The organism is Frankia sp. RB5, from assembly GCF_059816245.1.
Genome location: NZ_JCBATA010000104.1, coordinates 1 through 16067, shown reverse-complemented (window position 1 = coordinate 16067; position 16067 = coordinate 1). Strand labels below are relative to the sequence as shown.

14 protein-coding genes and 3 pseudogenes are annotated in these 16067 nt (G+C 66.2%); 8 read left to right on the top strand and 9 right to left on the bottom strand.

Annotated elements, in window-relative coordinates:
* Positions 1-252: 252 nt before the first annotated feature.
* The 3 genes and pseudogenes from AC6EXY_RS32070 to AC6EXY_RS32060 form a co-directional block, all read right to left on the bottom strand.
* A pseudogene (locus AC6EXY_RS32070) lies at positions 253-566 on the bottom strand (IS66 family transposase); the annotation flags it as partial.
* 61 nt (positions 567-627) lie between these two features.
* A complete protein-coding gene (locus AC6EXY_RS32065) occupies positions 628-837 on the bottom strand; it encodes a hypothetical protein (protein ID WP_101833258.1) in 210 nt (69 codons plus the stop codon).
* A gap of 126 nt (positions 838-963) precedes the next feature.
* Positions 964-2375 (bottom strand): annotated as a pseudogene (locus tag AC6EXY_RS32060) (IS701 family transposase).
* 166 nt (positions 2376-2541) lie between these two features.
* Between AC6EXY_RS32060 and AC6EXY_RS32055 the strand changes: the two are divergent.
* A complete protein-coding gene (locus tag AC6EXY_RS32055) occupies positions 2542-3363 on the top strand; it encodes a hypothetical protein (protein WP_243407806.1) in 822 nt (273 codons plus the stop codon).
* Positions 3364-3395: 32 nt separating this feature from the next.
* On the opposite strand, the gene AC6EXY_RS32050 is transcribed toward AC6EXY_RS32055, so the two are convergent.
* The gene (locus AC6EXY_RS32050) at positions 3396-3728 is read right to left on the bottom strand and encodes a hypothetical protein (protein WP_499842462.1); all 333 of its coding nucleotides are present in this window, start codon (positions 3726-3728) and stop codon (positions 3396-3398) included.
* Positions 3729-4253: a TetR family transcriptional regulator gene (locus AC6EXY_RS32045; RefSeq protein ID WP_499818854.1), complete on the bottom strand. Its 525-nt coding sequence runs from the start codon at positions 4251-4253 to the stop codon at positions 3729-3731.
* A gap of 753 nt (positions 4254-5006) precedes the next feature.
* Here AC6EXY_RS32045 and AC6EXY_RS32040 point away from each other — a divergent pair.
* The 5 genes and pseudogenes from AC6EXY_RS32040 to AC6EXY_RS32020 all read left to right on the top strand — a co-directional run bounded on the left by AC6EXY_RS32040 (position 5007) and on the right by AC6EXY_RS32020 (position 9902).
* Positions 5007-6740 (top strand): CocE/NonD family hydrolase, encoded by a 1734-nt coding sequence (locus AC6EXY_RS32040; protein ID WP_499818853.1) that lies wholly within the window; start codon positions 5007-5009, stop codon positions 6738-6740.
* Between the two features lie 201 nt (positions 6741-6941).
* Positions 6942-7049: pseudogene (locus tag AC6EXY_RS32035) on the top strand (alpha/beta hydrolase domain-containing protein); the annotation flags it as partial.
* Between the two features lie 38 nt (positions 7050-7087).
* On the top strand, positions 7088-7231 hold the full coding sequence (locus tag AC6EXY_RS32030; protein WP_165818268.1) for a hypothetical protein: 144 nt from the start codon (positions 7088-7090) through the stop codon (positions 7229-7231).
* Between the two features lie 136 nt (positions 7232-7367).
* Positions 7368-8600 (top strand): ABC transporter substrate-binding protein, encoded by a 1233-nt coding sequence (locus AC6EXY_RS32025; RefSeq protein ID WP_499818852.1) that lies wholly within the window; start codon positions 7368-7370, stop codon positions 8598-8600.
* Between the two features lie 336 nt (positions 8601-8936).
* The gene (locus tag AC6EXY_RS32020; protein ID WP_165818269.1) at positions 8937-9902 is read left to right on the top strand and encodes an ISAs1 family transposase; all 966 of its coding nucleotides are present in this window, start codon (positions 8937-8939) and stop codon (positions 9900-9902) included.
* Positions 9903-10114: 212 nt separating this feature from the next.
* On the opposite strand, the gene AC6EXY_RS32015 is transcribed toward AC6EXY_RS32020, so the two are convergent.
* The 3 genes from AC6EXY_RS32015 to AC6EXY_RS32005 form a co-directional block, all read right to left on the bottom strand.
* The gene (locus tag AC6EXY_RS32015) at positions 10115-10906 is read right to left on the bottom strand and encodes a GIY-YIG nuclease family protein (RefSeq protein ID WP_499818855.1); all 792 of its coding nucleotides are present in this window, start codon (positions 10904-10906) and stop codon (positions 10115-10117) included.
* Between the two features lie 63 nt (positions 10907-10969).
* The gene (locus tag AC6EXY_RS32010; protein ID WP_101830758.1) at positions 10970-11554 is read right to left on the bottom strand and encodes a DUF6884 domain-containing protein; all 585 of its coding nucleotides are present in this window, start codon (positions 11552-11554) and stop codon (positions 10970-10972) included.
* 329 nt (positions 11555-11883) lie between these two features.
* Positions 11884-12120: a hypothetical protein gene (locus AC6EXY_RS32005; protein WP_499818851.1), complete on the bottom strand. Its 237-nt coding sequence runs from the start codon at positions 12118-12120 to the stop codon at positions 11884-11886.
* A 157-nt stretch (positions 12121-12277) separates the two neighbouring features.
* On the opposite strand from AC6EXY_RS32005, the gene AC6EXY_RS32000 reads away from it, so the two are divergent.
* Positions 12278-12454: a helix-turn-helix transcriptional regulator gene (locus AC6EXY_RS32000; protein ID WP_101830765.1), complete on the top strand. Its 177-nt coding sequence runs from the start codon at positions 12278-12280 to the stop codon at positions 12452-12454.
* A 727-nt stretch (positions 12455-13181) separates the two neighbouring features.
* Positions 13182-14543 (top strand): site-specific integrase, encoded by a 1362-nt coding sequence (locus AC6EXY_RS31995; protein WP_499818850.1) that lies wholly within the window; start codon positions 13182-13184, stop codon positions 14541-14543.
* Positions 14544-15245: 702 nt separating this feature from the next.
* Here AC6EXY_RS31995 and AC6EXY_RS31990 read toward each other — a convergent pair.
* Positions 15246-15866, bottom strand: coding sequence for a DUF4145 domain-containing protein (locus AC6EXY_RS31990; RefSeq protein ID WP_499818849.1), 621 nt, complete (start codon positions 15864-15866; stop codon positions 15246-15248).
* Positions 15867-16067 lie beyond the last annotated feature (201 nt).

Here is a 16067-nt window from a genome sequence, read left to right as displayed (position 1 = left end):
TGCTCCCGGTCGAGCCCCGCCGCCAGCGGCGCCAGCTCGCGGCAGGCCTGGGCGTCAACGGCGGATCGCAGCTCCTCGAGCTCCGGCTCGACGCTGATTCTCAACGCGCACACGCTCCATAGGTCGACGCCCGGCCCGCGGCGCTGGGCAGGGCATGGGCCATGTGGCAGAAACGTACTGGCAGCCAGATTGGCGAGCAATCGAAACCGCTGCCACCCGCGGACCCGCCAGACCCGGCGGACGGTGTCAGACGGCGTGGTGGGCGTCGAGCAGAGTGGTGGCCAGTGCGTCGGCCCAGACCTGCCCGGGCGGGTCGGAGTCGTGGATCTGGCGGAGATCTCCGAGTAGGTGGGCACCGCACCAGGCGTGCAGGGCGCCGGTCAGGTGGGCGTAGCCGCCGTAGCCGTCCCGGACGAGGACACCGGTGAAGGTGGGCCGGACCCCGCCGGCGTCGATCGTGGCGGCTGAACGGTCCCCGACGTGCATCACGGTCAGGTAGTCGGGCACGCCACGTGCAGGTAGCGCAGGCCACCGTCGGCGCGGGCGGTGGTCTCGTCTGCGTGCGCGCAACCGGTCAACCGAGCTGAACAGGTACGCCGGCCGCGTGTTGTTCCGTGCGCCGCCGCATTACTCGGCCTGCGTCGCGATGCCCGCCATCACAGCGTCCGCCACGGACGGCAGCGTCGGCCTGGCCGGCGGCTGTTCGTCAGCGGGTCCGGCTACCGCGGAGACGAGGATGACATCGACGCCGTTCGCGGCGAAGAGGACGTTCCACCGGCCCGAGGAATCTATCGAGTAGGTGAGCGCCGGATATCCGTCGACGTTCGACGAGGACACCTGCGAAACATTACTCGGCCCGCCGTGCCCGATGGCGGCACACTGCCGCACCGCCTGCCGGAGCGCGTCGAGGAGCTTCGACGCGGAGGCAGCGGTGGAGAACTGCAGTATCTCGGTCGTGTAGTACTACAGTCGCAGTGGTCCTGCGGTGGTAGCTGTTGGTATGGTTTTTCGTTGCGTGGTACGGATCCGGGTTTGGTAGTGGTAGCAGCGGCCGAGTGCCTGGTGGCTGCGGCGCCAGTCTGACCACCATGTGATCAGGGCGGGTGGGGTGAGGGCCTGCGCGAACAGGGCGATGATGTGGCGGAGCTCGTTGAGGGTGAGCGGGATCATCGTGTGTCGGTCTGGTTTCGGTGGTTCGTCGATGGGGAGACCGGCCGGATGGGGCTGATATCCCACGGCGGTGGTTTCTGGTGGGATGGCTGGTGGGTGTTCTTCGCGGTGTCTTTGGGCGGTGACGGCGAGCCAGGCGTGCGCGACGATCGCGAGGGTGATATGCCGGTACCAGGCGTGGTATCGGCGGACCTGGTAGTGGTCAAGGCCGACTTCGTTCTTCGCGGACTCGAAGCATTCTTCGATTCCCCAGCGTCGCCCTGCAACGGTGATCAGCATGGCGAGTGGAACCGGGTGTGGACTGTTGGTGAGAAAGAAGGAGAGGTCTTTTCGTTCAGTGCGTGAACGGCGGGTGAGAACCTGCTGGGGATGATTGTCAGGGCCGTCGAATTCACGGGTGTCGACCAGCGCCCAGTCGTATAGCCGGGGTCCTTTTGTGCCGTCGGCGCAGGAGTATGTTTCCCAGGCGTGCGCGGGAACTTTCGCCGCGAGGGCGTTGACGCGGCGACGGCCGACGGCTGTGGTGACCATGGCGTCCCGTTTGACGGCGAGGACATAGCCGATCCGGTGTTCTACGAGCCAGTCGCGTAGTTCCGGGTCAGCGCCGTACACCTCGTCGCCGGCGACCCAGCTGATCGCCCGGTGCGCCAGCCAGAACCGGCGGATCATGTCCAGTGCCAGCAGCGGCTTCGTCGCGAATCCCCGCCCGGGTGGAATGCCTGCGTCCGCGCACCGCGGCCGGTTTTCGGTCCAGCTGTCGGGAAGGCACAGTTCCCGGTCAACCAAAGCCCGCCCTTTTCCGGAGACATATGCGGCGAACACGCCGAGTTGACAGTTCTCGACCCGCCCAGCGGTGCCGCTGTACCGCGTTGCACACCCGCGGACTCCGTTCCTTTCTTGACGAAGCCGGTTTCATCGATCACCAAAACCCCACCCGCCTCGGTGAGGTTCTCCACGACGTACGAGCGGACGACGTCGGCTACCGCATCCTCATCCCAGGCGGACTCGCTCAACAGTCGCTGCATCTTGTGCGGACCGAGGTCCTGGTTGAACTCGGCGAGCGTCCACCCGTTCTTCCGCTCCGTCCGAGGCAACAAGCCCGCCACATACGCCCGTGCCTGCACGCGCGTCTGATCATTCCGGAAACAGTCAGCTAAGCGGCCGAACAGCTCCTCCAGCTCCGCATCCCACACCACGGCGTCCATCTCGGATAGGCTACCCGTCGCGGCCACCGCCGCATCCTCATGTGTATTCACAAACCATGGAGAATCACGCGGTGGCCGCCCCACGCAACCCGGCATGCCGCACCCGCGGAAAAGGACCACACGGCAGCCACTGGGGCTGTAGTACTAATACTCCAGCCCGACTTTTGTGACCCACGACATCCCGATCGTCGACTTCGCAAGGGGACAGCGGAAAGACGAGGTGATGCACGAACACCTCAAGGACTTCACCGGCACCGAGGGGGTGATGTTCATCGGCCGGGCGCAGGAGAAGACCCCACTGTTCCGGACGGAGAAACGCCGCGACACCGAGGGGAAAACCTATCCGTGGATCGTGAAGACCACCGGGGTGGTCAACCACTTCTACTTCTACTGCGTCGATGACGGCTTCGGCCCGTTCTTCCTCAAGTTCTGCTCCTACTTCCCCTACAACGCCAAGCTGTGTCTGAACGGGAACCACTGGGCGCAACGGCAGGCCACCAAGGCGGGGATCGGATATGTCCCGATGGACAACGCGTTCGCCGCGGTCGACGACCCGGCCGGTCTTCAGACGATCTGTGACCGGCTCGGCCCCGACCAGATCGACGGGCTGCTCCGCAAGTGGATCGCGATCCTGCCCCACCCCTTCACTCCCGACGACCGTGATGCCGGCTACCGCTACGACATCTCGGTCCTGCAAGCCGAGTTCTCCCTGACCCAGACCCTCGACCGACCCCTGTCCGGACGGATCTTCTTCGAACAGGTCATCCGGGACAACCTCGACATCGGCCGTCTTTTCTTAAAAATCTTGACAAGTTCCGCCGGGATTGACCGGCTCCGAGCCGGCAGGATGTCAGAAAGCCAAAACATTCCCGTACCTTCCTTGCGTCGGAAGAAGTCCACCATCTCGGTGTTGTTCTCGTGGCGGCGTGCGGCCGGAACGCTGATGGCGTCCATTCCCTGGGACATGAGGCGACCATTCATCATGTAGCGGGCGGTGCGCTTGTTGCCGTCGTAGTAGAACTACTGAAGCGAGGCGAAGAGAAAATAGCCGATCGCCTGCTCGAACTCGGCGTCGATCTCGGCGGAGAGGAACTCCAGCCCCAGAGAGAGGATGCGACGCAGGTTCTCGCCACCGCGTTCGGTAGGCGGGTGGCAGGTAGCGACCATGCTGTCCGAGGCTGACGCCGGCGGTGCGAGGCCCTCCTTGTCCTCGACAGCAAGAGCACCACAGATCGGGCACGCGGGCCCGGAGGATCCCGCCGCGGCTCCCTCCACGCCGCTGCGGACAAGGGCGTGGCCACGCACATCCGCCATCACCACCCGACCTACATCACCGCAGCTGGCGTCCGTCACCTATCCTGTCGTGGCGGCGCGTACCCGTTCGATGGACCGGAGCGTGAGAGCGGGGAGGGGATGCCGCAGGTCGTCCTCCAGCCATTCGGTCACGGCAACGACCAGAACCGCGTTGGCCACCCAGGTGAGGGCCAGCCGGTCGGCTTCGTCGATGGCGGCGGGGTGGCGGTGGGCGAGTTCGCTGGCAATGACGGCCCTGTGGGTCTCCATTATTTCAAGCGTGTAGGTGGCGAGCTCTGTACTCGAGGCCATGATCGCCATTCTGAGGGTGACGTTCTCGCGGTCCCGCTGCAGAATCTCGGCGAAGCCGATGAGCGTGGGTTCCAGCGCGCGAAGGGTGAGTTCGCGAGGAGGTCGATCGCGGAGCAGGGTGCGGAGTTTCTCGCTCAGAGTCCGGTCATATTCGAGCAGGATGGATCGCTTCGTGGGGAAGTAACGGAACACGGTCCGCTGTGAGACGCCCGCCGCCTCGGCGATCTCGTCCACCGTTGTGCTGTCGAATCCCCGGCTGGTGAACAGTTCCATGGCGGCGGTCTCGATGGCCTTCCGCGTATCCAGAAGTTGACGCTTCCGGAGCCGGCCGGACGGGGAAGGCGGGCCCGCGGCGACACCTGCGTGGCCTGGTTCCATGCGCTCACGGTAGCCGATCCGCGATCGCCCATCCTCAGGACGCCGAAGGGCGCTTCCCGCACCCACGCGACCCGATCAGACTCTCTGAGATCGGTCCGACCCTTTACGTGACGGCTGCGGGCTGCTGGCGTCGGTGTTCTGGGATTGGTTGACAGCGGCACTCCGCCTACGTGATGCTGGCCACTGCCATGGTGGCAGTTGTGACATCGACGAGAGTGCGACATCTACGGGAGGGTGCCCTTGATGGCTGGGAGTGCACGTCCGAACGGGCCTGTTCACGGGGGCGCTCACGGCTGACCCCTGGGAACCAGGCTGGTCGATGTGAGCACCTACCGGTCACGTGGAGGAGGAGTACCTCTTCGAACCGAGGCAGCCCGCACCCGGAGCCCCCTGGCCGCGGGGGCATCCAAATCGTGTGAATATTGCGGAAATCTCCCGGTGCCGCTAGCGAGAAGCCCTCGCCGGTTCCTACACGCTCTCGGCTCCGGCGTCCCCACCCGCCGTCATTCCCACGTTTCACGTAGGCAGAGATCACTCCGCATCCGACTCAATTTATGGGCGGATTTTCCATGAGCGCGTCTTGTTAGGCGGCATGTCAGAGCCACCCTCACAACTCACGATCGTGATCCGCCGGAGGAGAGGTCCAACATGGGGTTCAGGGTAGAACGCGATGTCATGGTGCCGATGCGTGACGGGGTCCGCCTCGCCGCGGACGTCTGGATCCCCGACGGTGATCCGGCGCCGACATTACTGGTGCGCATCCCCTATGGGAAGATGACCTTCCTGACTCTGAGCCCGACGATGCCTGGCATCTTCGGCCTCCTGGACGCCGGGTACGCGGTGGTGTGGCAGGACTGCCGTGGCACTTTCGCCTCGGAGGGGGAGTTCACCGCGTTTGTCGACGAGCCCGACGACGGGGTTGACACCATCGCCTGGGTGCGCGAACAGCCGTGGTGCGATGGCAACGTCGGCATGTACGGACCTTCGTACATGGGCATCACCCAATGGGCTCTGGCGTCCCGAGCGCCGGACGGGCTCAAGGCGCTGGCGCCCACGACGACGGCGACGGACTTGTACGCTCACCCTTGGTACTCCGAGGGCGGCGCAATGTCCTGGCACACCGTCTGGGTCTGGAACATGAGGATGGCGCTCCTGGACGCCCAGCGGGCGCTGGCGGCCGGCCGCGGTGACCCGCAGACGCTGAGGGCGCTGGTCGGGTCGATGGCCGCCCCGCAGGCCCACCTCGGCGCGTTGCCCGCAGAACAGGACCTGCTGGCCAAGCACGTGCCGTGGTGGTCGGACTGGCTGGCGCACCCCGACCGCGACGGCTTCTGGCAGGAGCTCTCCGTCGGCGACCGGGCCGACACTGTGACCGTGCCGGCGCTGAACGTCGGCGGCTGGTTCGACGTGTACATCGGTAGCACCGCGCGTACCTACACCCAGATGAAGGCCGAGGCCGGCAGTGCCGAGGCACGCGACGGCCAACGGCTGATCATCGGCCCGTGGGACCACATCTCCTCCACCGGCGTCTACCATGACCGGCGGTTCGGTCTCGGCGCCGACCCGCTCGCCGCGGACCTCACCGGAGCGCACGTGCGCTTCTTCGACCGGTGGCTGCGGGGCCGGACCGACGCCCTCGACGGCATGGCACCGGTGCGGATTTTCGTCATGGGCATCGACCAGTGGCGCGACGAGCAGGATTGGCCGCTGCCCGACACCAGCTACGTGGACTACTTCCTCGACGGCGCAGGGGCGGCCAACACCGCCGCCGGTGACGGAGTCCTGCACACCGACCCGGCGTCGGCGGAGGCGACTGACACCTTCACCTACGACCCGGCGAACCCCGTGCCCAGCCTCGGGGGCCGGATGCTGCTGCCCGCGGCGGCCAACGCCGTCGGGCCGGTGGATCAGCGCCCGGCCGAGGCCCGCGACGACGTGCTGTGCTTCACCACGCCCGTACTCGATGAGCCGATCGAGGTCACCGGCCATGTTTCGCTTGTGCTACACGTCGCCTCGTCCGCTCGGGACACCGACTTCACCGGCAAACTCGTCGACGTCCACCCCGACGGCCGCGCCCTCTACCTCACCGACGGCATCCTGCGCGTCCGCTACCGCAGATCCCTCGCCGAGCCGGAACTCCTCGAGCCCGAGACGGTCCACGAGATCACCCTGGACCTGTCCGTCACGTCCAATGTGTTCCTGCCCGGCCACCGGATCCGGCTGGAGGTCTCCAGCAGCAACTTCCCCCGCTACGACCGCAACACCAACACCGGCGCAGTGATCAACACCGAGACCTTCGACCAGGCCGTCGTCGCCACCAACCGGGTTCTGCACGGCCCGCAGCACCCCAGCCGCCTGGTCCTGCCGATCATCCGCCGCTGAGCGGTCCGCAGCCCTGGGTCGAGGGGTGATGCCGGCGGTTCCCGGACTGGTTGGCACGGCACCCGGCCGCCGTGATTCTGGTCACTGCCACGGTGGCAGTTCTGACATCCATGGGAGGGCGCCATTCATGGCTGGGAGTGCACGCCTGATCGGTCCTGTTCACGGGGCCCATGGCTGGCTCCGGGCACCACGCTGGTCGATGTGAGCACCTACGGGTACGTGGAGGAGTACTTCCTCGAGGGGGACGCGACCACGTACCGGCCCATTGACGGTGAGTCACGCGTTGACGGTCGCTGGACGGCGGAGCCCAGTGGGAGCCTTCCGTTCAGGACACGGATGGTCGTTCGGTGCCCGTCGACCCGGCGACGTTCAACAGCACTGTCATCGTCTCGGGGAACAACGTCTCCGCGGGCGCGGACGGGTACTCCCTCGGCGCGACCGCGATGATCCGCGAGGCCGCGTCCACCGCGCCACGGCAAGTGAGGAAGTAAGCCCCCCACCCTGTCTCTGCCACGAGACCGGCCCAGCTCAGGGGCCGCACTGAAGATTCAGTTGAGATAGGCGTTTATGGTCAGCCCCCGTGGAGGGGCTGCCGTCACAGTCAGATCACCTACAGAGGAATCCTGAATGCACCTTTTACGACGCATATCCACGGGTGGAATCGCCCTGTGTGCCGCCGCAGTCACGATCACCGCCTGTGGCAGCGAAAACTCCGGGGGCACGACTTCCCATGCGAACGGCAAGGTCGTCCTCTCGATCATCGTCCCCACGCACACCGCGCCCCCGACAGCCCCGCACGCCATCTCGGCGGTGAGAGCGGCTGCCACAGCTATCAACGCCAAGGGCGGGATCAACGGCAAGCAGATCGAGATCAGGACCTGCAACGAGAACGGCAACCCGAACGATGCGGTCAAGTGCGCGCGTCAGGCGGTGTCGGCTCACTCGGTGGCGGTCGTCGGCTCGTACTCCAACTCCAGTAACCAGCTCATCGCGCCCCTCGTCAAGGCCGGGATACCGCTGGTCGGGTTCAACGCCATCACACCGGCCGACTACGCCTGCGCCGTCTGCTACACCTTCGACGCCGGGAACACACTGTCCTTCGCCGGCATGCCGGCGGCACTGCGCGCCTCCGGCGCCAGGACGGTGACCGCGGTCACTCTCGACCTCGCCGCCGCCGCCGCGAACGTCTCCGCGGTGGAGCAGGCCGCCAAGGCCGCCGGCCTGCAGACCGTCCCCCCCGTGAAGGTCGGCGTGACCTCGACCGATCTCGCTCCCGCCGTCCAGGCCGTCATCGGGTCCAAGGCCGACGCGGCCGTGTCGGTCCTGCCCACGGAACAGACCACCGCCTTCATCAGGGCCGCCGACCAGGCCAAGGCCCCGTTCACCTTCGGCGTCGTCGACGCACAGGTCCAGTCCGTCCTTTCGCAGTTCCGGGGCACGCAGGGCGACCACGTACTCGCCGTCGGGGCCTACCCGCCCCTCGACGCCACCGCCGCCTACCCCGGCCTCGTGCAGTACAAGACCGAACTGGACGCACAGGAGAAGACCGGCGACAAGGACGCCGCCACCCGCGACTCCATCAGCCTGCGAGCCTGGCTCTCCGTGCACGTCGTCGCCCAGGCCGCCGCGGGAATCACCGGGGACATCACCGCAGCCTCGCTGAACAACGGGTTCAGGACCGCCAAGGACATCGATCTGTACGGCATCCAGCCGAAGTGGACTCCGTCAGCGAAAGGCCACGTGCCCGGATTCGACCGGGTCAGCAACGCCCGCGTCTTCTTCATGCGCATCAACAACAGCAAGCTCGTCCCGGCGAAGCCGATCGCCGGCCTCGACCTGAACACCGGAAAGCCGTTCTGAGACGATACGTGGACGCTGCCAGGGTACTTATGTGCTCGATAACGTACCTTTATCTGAATTCTCCGCTCGCCTGAGGGGCGCCGAATGCAGCATGTATACGACATAGATGTCAGGATTCCGATGCGTGACGGCGTGGCCTTGGCCGCCAACGTGTGGCGCCCAGGGCCATTTCGTAGTCGATAGGCCAAGTTGATCATTCTCGGCATCGACCGATGCATGGCCTGACCTGGGCGGATACCGGCGACACGCCGGAGGTAGATGCGCGGCAGGCACGACCCTCTGCCGATCATGGAGTTCTCGAAGCTTCATGTTCGCCAGGGAAGGCCGTGCCCGCCGATGTCATCATCTCCCATCACCGCTGTGATCGACGAGCTCGCCGGGCAGATCCCGGACCGGGCCAGCTCAACGGGTTCGGTGACCGACAGTGAGTGGACCGGGTTATGCGAGGCGCTCGCGCAGGTACCGGATCCACGCCGACGGCGCGGGGTGCGATACCCCTTCGCCGTGATCCTGACCATCGTGGTGTGCGCGATGGTCAGTGGCGCCCGGTCGTTCGCGGCGATCGGGGAATGGGTCGCCGACCTGCCCGCGGACACCCGCGCCGGCCTGGGGCTGACCGGACGGATCCCAGGCCCGGTGACGATCTGGCGGGTGCTGGTATGTGTGGACCGGGCGGCGTTGGAAGCCGCGATCGGAGCCTGGATCCGGGCCCGCCTCGACGCCGTCGACACCGCCGCGCCTCGGCCGACACGGCGCCGCCGGGTACGGCGGGTGCTCGCGGTGGACGGCAAAGCGATGCGCGCCACCCGGCACGGCACCCACCCCGTGCACCTGCTCGGTGTCCTCGACCATGCCCGCGGCGTGGTCCTGGCACAGGTCGACGTCGACGAGAAGACCAACGAGATCCCTTTGTTCTCCACGGCTCTCGATCAGATTCCGGACCTGACCGATGTCCTGATCACCGTCGACGCGATGCACGCGCAGACCGCGCACGCCGACTACCCGCACGCCCGGGGCGCGCACCTGCTGGTCACCGTGAAACGCAACCAGCCCACCGTGCACACCCGGTTGAAGACACTGCCCTGGAAAGACGTCCCGGTCGGGCACACCACCACCGGCCGTGGCCACGGCCGGATAGAGACACGCACCCTCAAGGCCGTCACTGTCCCGGCCGGGCTCGGGTTCCCCCACGCGGCCCAGGCCATCCAGATCACCCGCACCTCCCGTCCGATCAGCAATCACCCTCGTGACCAGCACAAACACGACTTTGCAATGACCCTGCCACGAGGGGACACCACATAAATACGGATCGTTACTCGCAGGTATCGCAGTGGCCGCTGAGCGGGAGTTCCATGCGGCAGGTGGCGCAGAGAGTCGGGGCCGGGGGCTGGGGGCGAGTCTGGCGGTCACGGCGGGCGGCGACCTGTCGGGTGAGTGCTGGGCGGCCGCCGTCAGCGGGAAGGGAGGCGCCGAAGTGGCGGTGGCAGGCGAGGCGCTCCTCGGCGGCGTGCTGGTCAGGGTCGTCGGGGCGGTGGCCTCGGGTGGCCTCGGGTGGCCTCGACAGCGCCGGCGTATCCGTCGCCGACGGTGCCGCCCTGTTTCTGGACACACAGTGCGGACAGCAGCGGTTCCCCACGGGAAGCACAGTCCTCGGCGACGCGGCCAAGGACGCCGCCGATCCAGTGCATCTGCAGCATCGTGGTCCGGATACCGGAGGCGCGCTGAACCTCCTCGGCCAGTTCACCGTAGGTCGTCACGGCGTGGTAGCGGTGCGCGACCGAGATCAGCGCGTCCCGGGCAGCTTCCGCCCACACGGCAAGGGCCGCGTCGAAGTCGACCTTCGTTCCGTCGGCCTCGCGATATGTCCCGGTCGATGCACGTGGCGCTGTCGCCCCCTCGCCGCCGGCCGGCTCCGCGCCGGGCGAGACGCTGTCGTCATCGTCGCGAGATGGTCTTGACCCACGGCGTTCCCTGATCCGTGCCCGCAGTGCGGTAGCGGGCCGTCCACGGATGTTGAGGGGCGGGTCGAGCGCGGCGAGGACAGCGTCCTCCAGCCGCCCGAGTTCGTCGGCGTCGTCCACCGCAACGGCGATCACGCGCAGATGCTGACTGATCCAGAAGTCGAGCCCTTCGGTATCCTCGCCGCCCAGGCTAAGTTCATCGCTGAGAGCCGCGGCCAGTGTGCGTCGGAAGGTGGAGAACTCCGCGCGTCGTCCCAGGTGCATTCCGGCGATCCTGTCCCACAGCGTGTTAGTGGATCTCCGACCGCTCGGCCACCGCGTCGCCCCCGCCTGGCCCGCGTAGATCAGACCCGGTGCGAACGCGATCCCCAGACCGGAAGCCAGATCGCCCGCCCCCGCTTCGTCGACTCACCAGCTGTACAGCCCCGGCCGGTTGAATCCGTCCCGGCCCACGGCGAGGAACTCGCCAGGCGTACGGGCCCGCGACTGATCCGTGAGCGCGGCCGTAAGCGCGGCCACCTCGCGGACAGTCCGGTCGACGGATGGCGGATCAGCCCTCCGCGACCTCTGGCTGCTATACCAGGCAAGCTGCTCGCCGAGGCCAAGATGTTCGGTCGGGGTTGCCAACCGCGCGCCGAGCTTCCCCAGCGGAACGCGGAGCGGATCGACGTAGGCCGCGCCAGCGTGTACCTCGATCGTTTGCCCGGTCAGATCCCGGTGCAACGCGGCGAGCCGCGCGCAGACGAACTCGCCCCAGGCCTGTCGATAGGCATGCGGCTGATCAGCAAGGTACACGTCATAAGGACCGATCACGTCGTCCGGCGCGAGCAGGCCGAACTTCGCGCTCAGGATGTACCACGGCACCCCGCTGACCTGCGCGAAGGCACGTCGGCCTTCGAAGAGCGTGCCCGTAAACAACTCCGCCGCGCGAACCGGCCGCGCCGACTTCGACTTCACGCAGCCGATCAGGACTAGATCCGTTGGCACTGCCATGCGCCGATTATCCCGTCCATCACAAACCTTCGGGTCGGGAGGTGATGCGGCTGAGAAGGAAGGTCTCCCCCTTGCCCCGCCTGACGATCGTCCATGATCGTGAGGGGAAATCCTCGATGTCATGTTGACTGCCTGCACCTGCGGCAACGCTTCTGCTGAGGATCGCGACGATGCTTTCGGCGATGACACCAGCCCTGACCGTCTGTGTGCGTGAACCTTCTGCCCCGCCGCGATCCACACCTGCGTCCGAGACACCTGGACGCCACTACTGTCGCCCCTTGCCGATGCAGGGGTGCCGGCCGAGCTGCCTGCACCCCTGCCGCGGTCGGTCAGGCATCCGTCAGCTGAACGCGGAAGACCAAGGTGACGTCAACGTCGCCGAAGCTCTCGATGAAGACAGCCCGCGCCGGCATCGCGGCAAGCGCCGCCGCGAGGTCTTCTACGGCCGCGTCGGGCGTCACTGTCACTCCCATCTCGACGGCGGATGGCTGGACCACCCGTCGGACCGTGACGAGTGCCGATGCCTCGACTGGCTCCGCGGGCGGATCGACGGGAGGGATCGCCATGGTCGTAGGCCTCCTTGCGGGTTAGGGCTCAGGTTCCGTCTTGTCACTGGACGGAGTGCCATGCTCGCTCCATCGGTTGCAGCGCTACAACCTCCAGTATGCAGCGCACGGTTGCAGCGCTGCAACTAGCTAGTGTGGATCCGTGACGGAGGAGACCATGACGAGCAGCGACATCGCGTCCTTGCTCGACATCTCACAGACCGCCGTCAACAAGATGATCTCCAAGGCGGACGATTTCCCGTCACCCGTCGTCCAACGTCCAAATTTCCGGGCCTGGCGACGCCGGGACGTCGAAGAGTGGCTCCGCCGGCGTCGTCCCGGGGCGATCGACTAATTCCCCAATCCAGGCCGGACCCGGCTGACAGCTCCTTTACTGGGCCGACCATTTACTCCCTGCGCTCGTATTTTTGCCGACCCGGGGACCCACCTCCAGGAGGCCGAGGTGGCTCTCACAGGGAGCCATCCTCTACGGAAAAAGCAACCTTTTCTTGAATCAAAGATCTCATGGCATTGCCAGGGAAGGGACGCCGCCGTTGGCACCTATCGTCCACATATACGACCTCCGCAGAAGGCCGCGCCGCATCACGCACTCCGAGCCCTCTCACCTTTGCGGTAGCAAACGCGGGGCGATCACATGCCAAGGTGATCGGTGGATGACATTAAAAGAGACGACTGACCACGGATGTATCTGGGGATGCCATCCCCGATGCTCCATGCGATGACCGTCGTCACGATCATCCTCTGCATGGATCACTCCCCCACACGCCCGTCCCCGCTCGGACACAGCACCTCGCCCCGCGCCAGCGCATGGCCCGGCCAGCAGGTACGGCGGCCTGCGGGTTCCGTTGGGGTGACATGCGAAGATGAGGGGGCGGGTATTCAAGCGATGTGGTTGCCGCGATCCGGAGACAGGCAAGAAGTTCAACAGCGACTGCCCCAAACTCCCTCGGTCGGATCACGGCAGCTGGTGGTTCGTCCATGATGTTCCGCCTGGGCCCGACGGCCGGCGTCGGCGCACCACTGGCGGTCCGTTCAGCACGGAGACCGCCGCCGACGACGCCTTGACGGATTCACTGTCCGAAACACGCGACGGCAGGAGGCCCGAGGACGCCGAGCTCACGGTCGCACGCTACCTGGATGACTGGCTCGCCGGGAAGGCCAGTCTGGCTCGCTCAACTCGGCACTCATACGAGGAACATATCCGTCTCTACCTGAGACCCGGCCTCGGGCATCTACGCCTGGTCGATCTACGCGACCATCACGTCGAAAAGCTCTACGCCACCGTCGTGCTGATCGGCCGAGAATCACCGAGCAGCAAACCCTCGCCGCTCCTCGCCAGGCTCCTGGAGGTCCGCCGAGACGACCCCGCGCGCCGCCGGCCGTTGAGCCCCACCACACTGCGCCGGGTACACGCCACGCTCATGAGCGCACTCAACAGCGCGGTGAAACGGAGGAAGCTCCGCCACAACCCCGCCGAACACGTCGAGCTCCCCAAAGCGCGCAGGGTCCGCCCGCTCGTCTGGACCGCGCCGCGGGTGGCGGCGTGGCAGCGGACCGGAGCCCGTCCCTCGCCCGTCATGGTCTGGACTCCGCGCCAGGCGGGCGCCTTCCTGGACTTCGTCTCCGGGGACCGGCTCTACCCACTGTGGCATCTCATCGCCCACCGCGGACTGCGCCGCGGGGAAGCCGTCGCACTCGGCTGGACCGAGGTCGACTTCGAGGACGACAGCATCTACATCCTCGACAACCTCCCCGGATCCCGCGCCGACACCGACGACCCCGATCTCGACATCTACGAGGATCCGAAGAGCGAGGGCAGCCACCGGACCATCAGCCTGGACGACACCACCGGCGAGGTGCTGACCACCTGGCAAAGCCAGCAGGACGAAGAACGCGCCCTCTACAGAGGCGCCTGGAACGACACCGGCCGGGTCTTCACGCACCCCGACGGGAACGAGCTGACAGCGGACGGCGTGTCCCAACGCTTCGAACGGCTCATCACCCGCTTCGCCACCATCCGCCGCGAGCACACCGAACACGACTGGAGCATCGAGCAGCTCGCCGCCAGGCATCGGATGCCCGCAGACGCCATCGAGTCCGCCCTGGAATTCGGCCCGCTGCCCCCGATCCGCCTGCACGATCTCCGTCGCACCGCCGCGAGCCTCACCTACCGCGCCACGCGGGACCTGAAGATCGTCTCGGAGCTTCTCGGGCACGCGTCCGTCCACTTCACCGGCGACGTTTACACCTCGGTCTTCGCCGATGCCGACCGGGCCGCCGCGAAGGCCGCCGCCGAGATCGTCCCTCGCCGCCGACCCCCACGTACGGCGCCGCCGACCCCGCCCCCAGCGCGGAACAATCCTCAGGACGACCAATTCGGGATCGACGGACTCCGGGCGGACGACCCCGGACTTGATCTTTAGCCGGCCGCAGGCACACCCGTTCTTCGAGATTGCGTCCAGTGCCTCGGCGGCGCCCCTTGTCCCCGAGCCTCTTGATTCCGTATATCAGTCGCCCTGCCCTGACGAAGCCAGCAGGCGCTCCCATTCACGGAGCCGCGAGCCACCGCCCCAGAGCCTTCGCACCGCGGCATGCCGCCAGCGGCAGGCACCCCGCCGTCGGACACTCTCCGCTACCGGCAAGACAAGATCGAAAAGTGATCATCCGCAGTTCGGCACCACCACGGCACCACCAGGGCGAGTTACCGATCTTTGCCGAGGCCTGGGCGCTGCAAACGGCCAGGTCAGGAGGTGTGGGGCGGGTGGGGCTCGAACCCACGACCGACGGATTATGAGATCATCGGCGGCTCGTCCGCTGGTGTCCGTAGACGTCTGCCTGCCCTGGTCACCTGCTCATCCTTGTCCATCGAGTCCCGTAGCCATCTTCCGCCATCTGCGGGCTTGGCTGCCGCTCTGGCTGCCAACATGCCGTAGCAACCTTCAGATCCGTGGACCTCGGTGGCCCCCGCCCATAAACATCCCCTGCGTCCGCAGGTGCAGGTCACAGGCTCGGCGCTGTCAACCGAAGCCCACCGGCGTCGCGTCTGTTGCCGTACAACCACCGTATGGTCGCGCCTCCCGCAGGAGTCACAGATTGCGCACACGAGCCGAACGCTAGGAAGATGATCACTCAGGGCTAGAACGTCTAGCTTTCATGGCGGCGAATCGCGCCTTCAAGACGTACAGATAGTCCAGAAGCGCTTCACTGTAGGCCAGTGCGTCTTCCGCGTCTTGGCGAGAGACATCCTCGTCGTTGTAGTGCGAGGCCGCATTCCTGACCCCGCGCAGAGTTTCCGCCCACTCCCAGAGAGGCCCATCAATAAAACCTTGCTCTTTCATCTCGCGAAGATTTTCATGTAGGTTCTTCTTCGTGACACCGTGAAGTTTGCACGCCCCCTCCAGAACCCTGCCAGACATTGCCACAGTAGCGACATATGCCTTCGCCCTGAAACACCTTCGCGCTTCCTCGTGAGCTTCACGAAGAACATTAGGTATCTCGCTACTCAAATCCCGATCCTGCGGTGGATATGCCCGCCACGGGTCGTCGTCGTCGAATGTCTGCGAAGAGAACTCGAGCTGCAGCACGAGCAATGGATGCCCAATAGGGCAGGCGAGGAGTGTCCAGCGCTCGGGAGGTCCCTCATCCGGCTTGTAGTAGTACGTGTGCCCTTTCGGAGTACCTAGAACGACCCGATCGCATTCCGCACAATGTACAGCCATCGCGAGCGGCATCTCATCTTGCGTCACAAGCTACAGCTTAGCAGATTTGGCGAGATGTCCAGCGCCGTCCATGGTCCGCGAAATTTCCAAGATCAAGGTGTCTAGTACTACAGTCCCAGTGGCTGCCGTGTGGTCCTGATTCGCGCCTGCGGCGCGGCGGGTGGTGTGGGGCGGCCGCCGCGTGATTCTCCATGGTTTGTGAATACACATGAGGATGCGGCGGCGGCC

What these genes read in the sequence shown, in the direction of transcription:
- AC6EXY_RS32000 (WP_101830765.1), top strand. Translation starts at nt 12,278, where the DNA reads ATGACGAGCAGCGACATCGCGTCCTTGCTCGACATCTCACAGACCGCC.
- AC6EXY_RS32040 (WP_499818853.1), top strand. Translation starts at nt 5,007, where the DNA reads ATGGGGTTCAGGGTAGAACGCGATGTCATGGTGCCGATGCGTGACGGG.
- AC6EXY_RS32005 (WP_499818851.1), bottom strand. Translation starts at nt 12,120, where the DNA reads ATGGCGATCCCTCCCGTCGATCCGCCCGCGGAGCCAGTCGAGGCATCG.
- AC6EXY_RS32045 (WP_499818854.1), bottom strand. Translation starts at nt 4,253, where the DNA reads ATGGAACTGTTCACCAGCCGGGGATTCGACAGCACAACGGTGGACGAG.
- AC6EXY_RS32010 (WP_101830758.1), bottom strand. Translation starts at nt 11,554, where the DNA reads ATGGCAGTGCCAACGGATCTAGTCCTGATCGGCTGCGTGAAGTCGAAG.
- AC6EXY_RS32025 (WP_499818852.1), top strand. Translation starts at nt 7,368, where the DNA reads ATGCACCTTTTACGACGCATATCCACGGGTGGAATCGCCCTGTGTGCC.
- AC6EXY_RS32020 (WP_165818269.1), top strand. Translation starts at nt 8,937, where the DNA reads ATGTCATCATCTCCCATCACCGCTGTGATCGACGAGCTCGCCGGGCAG.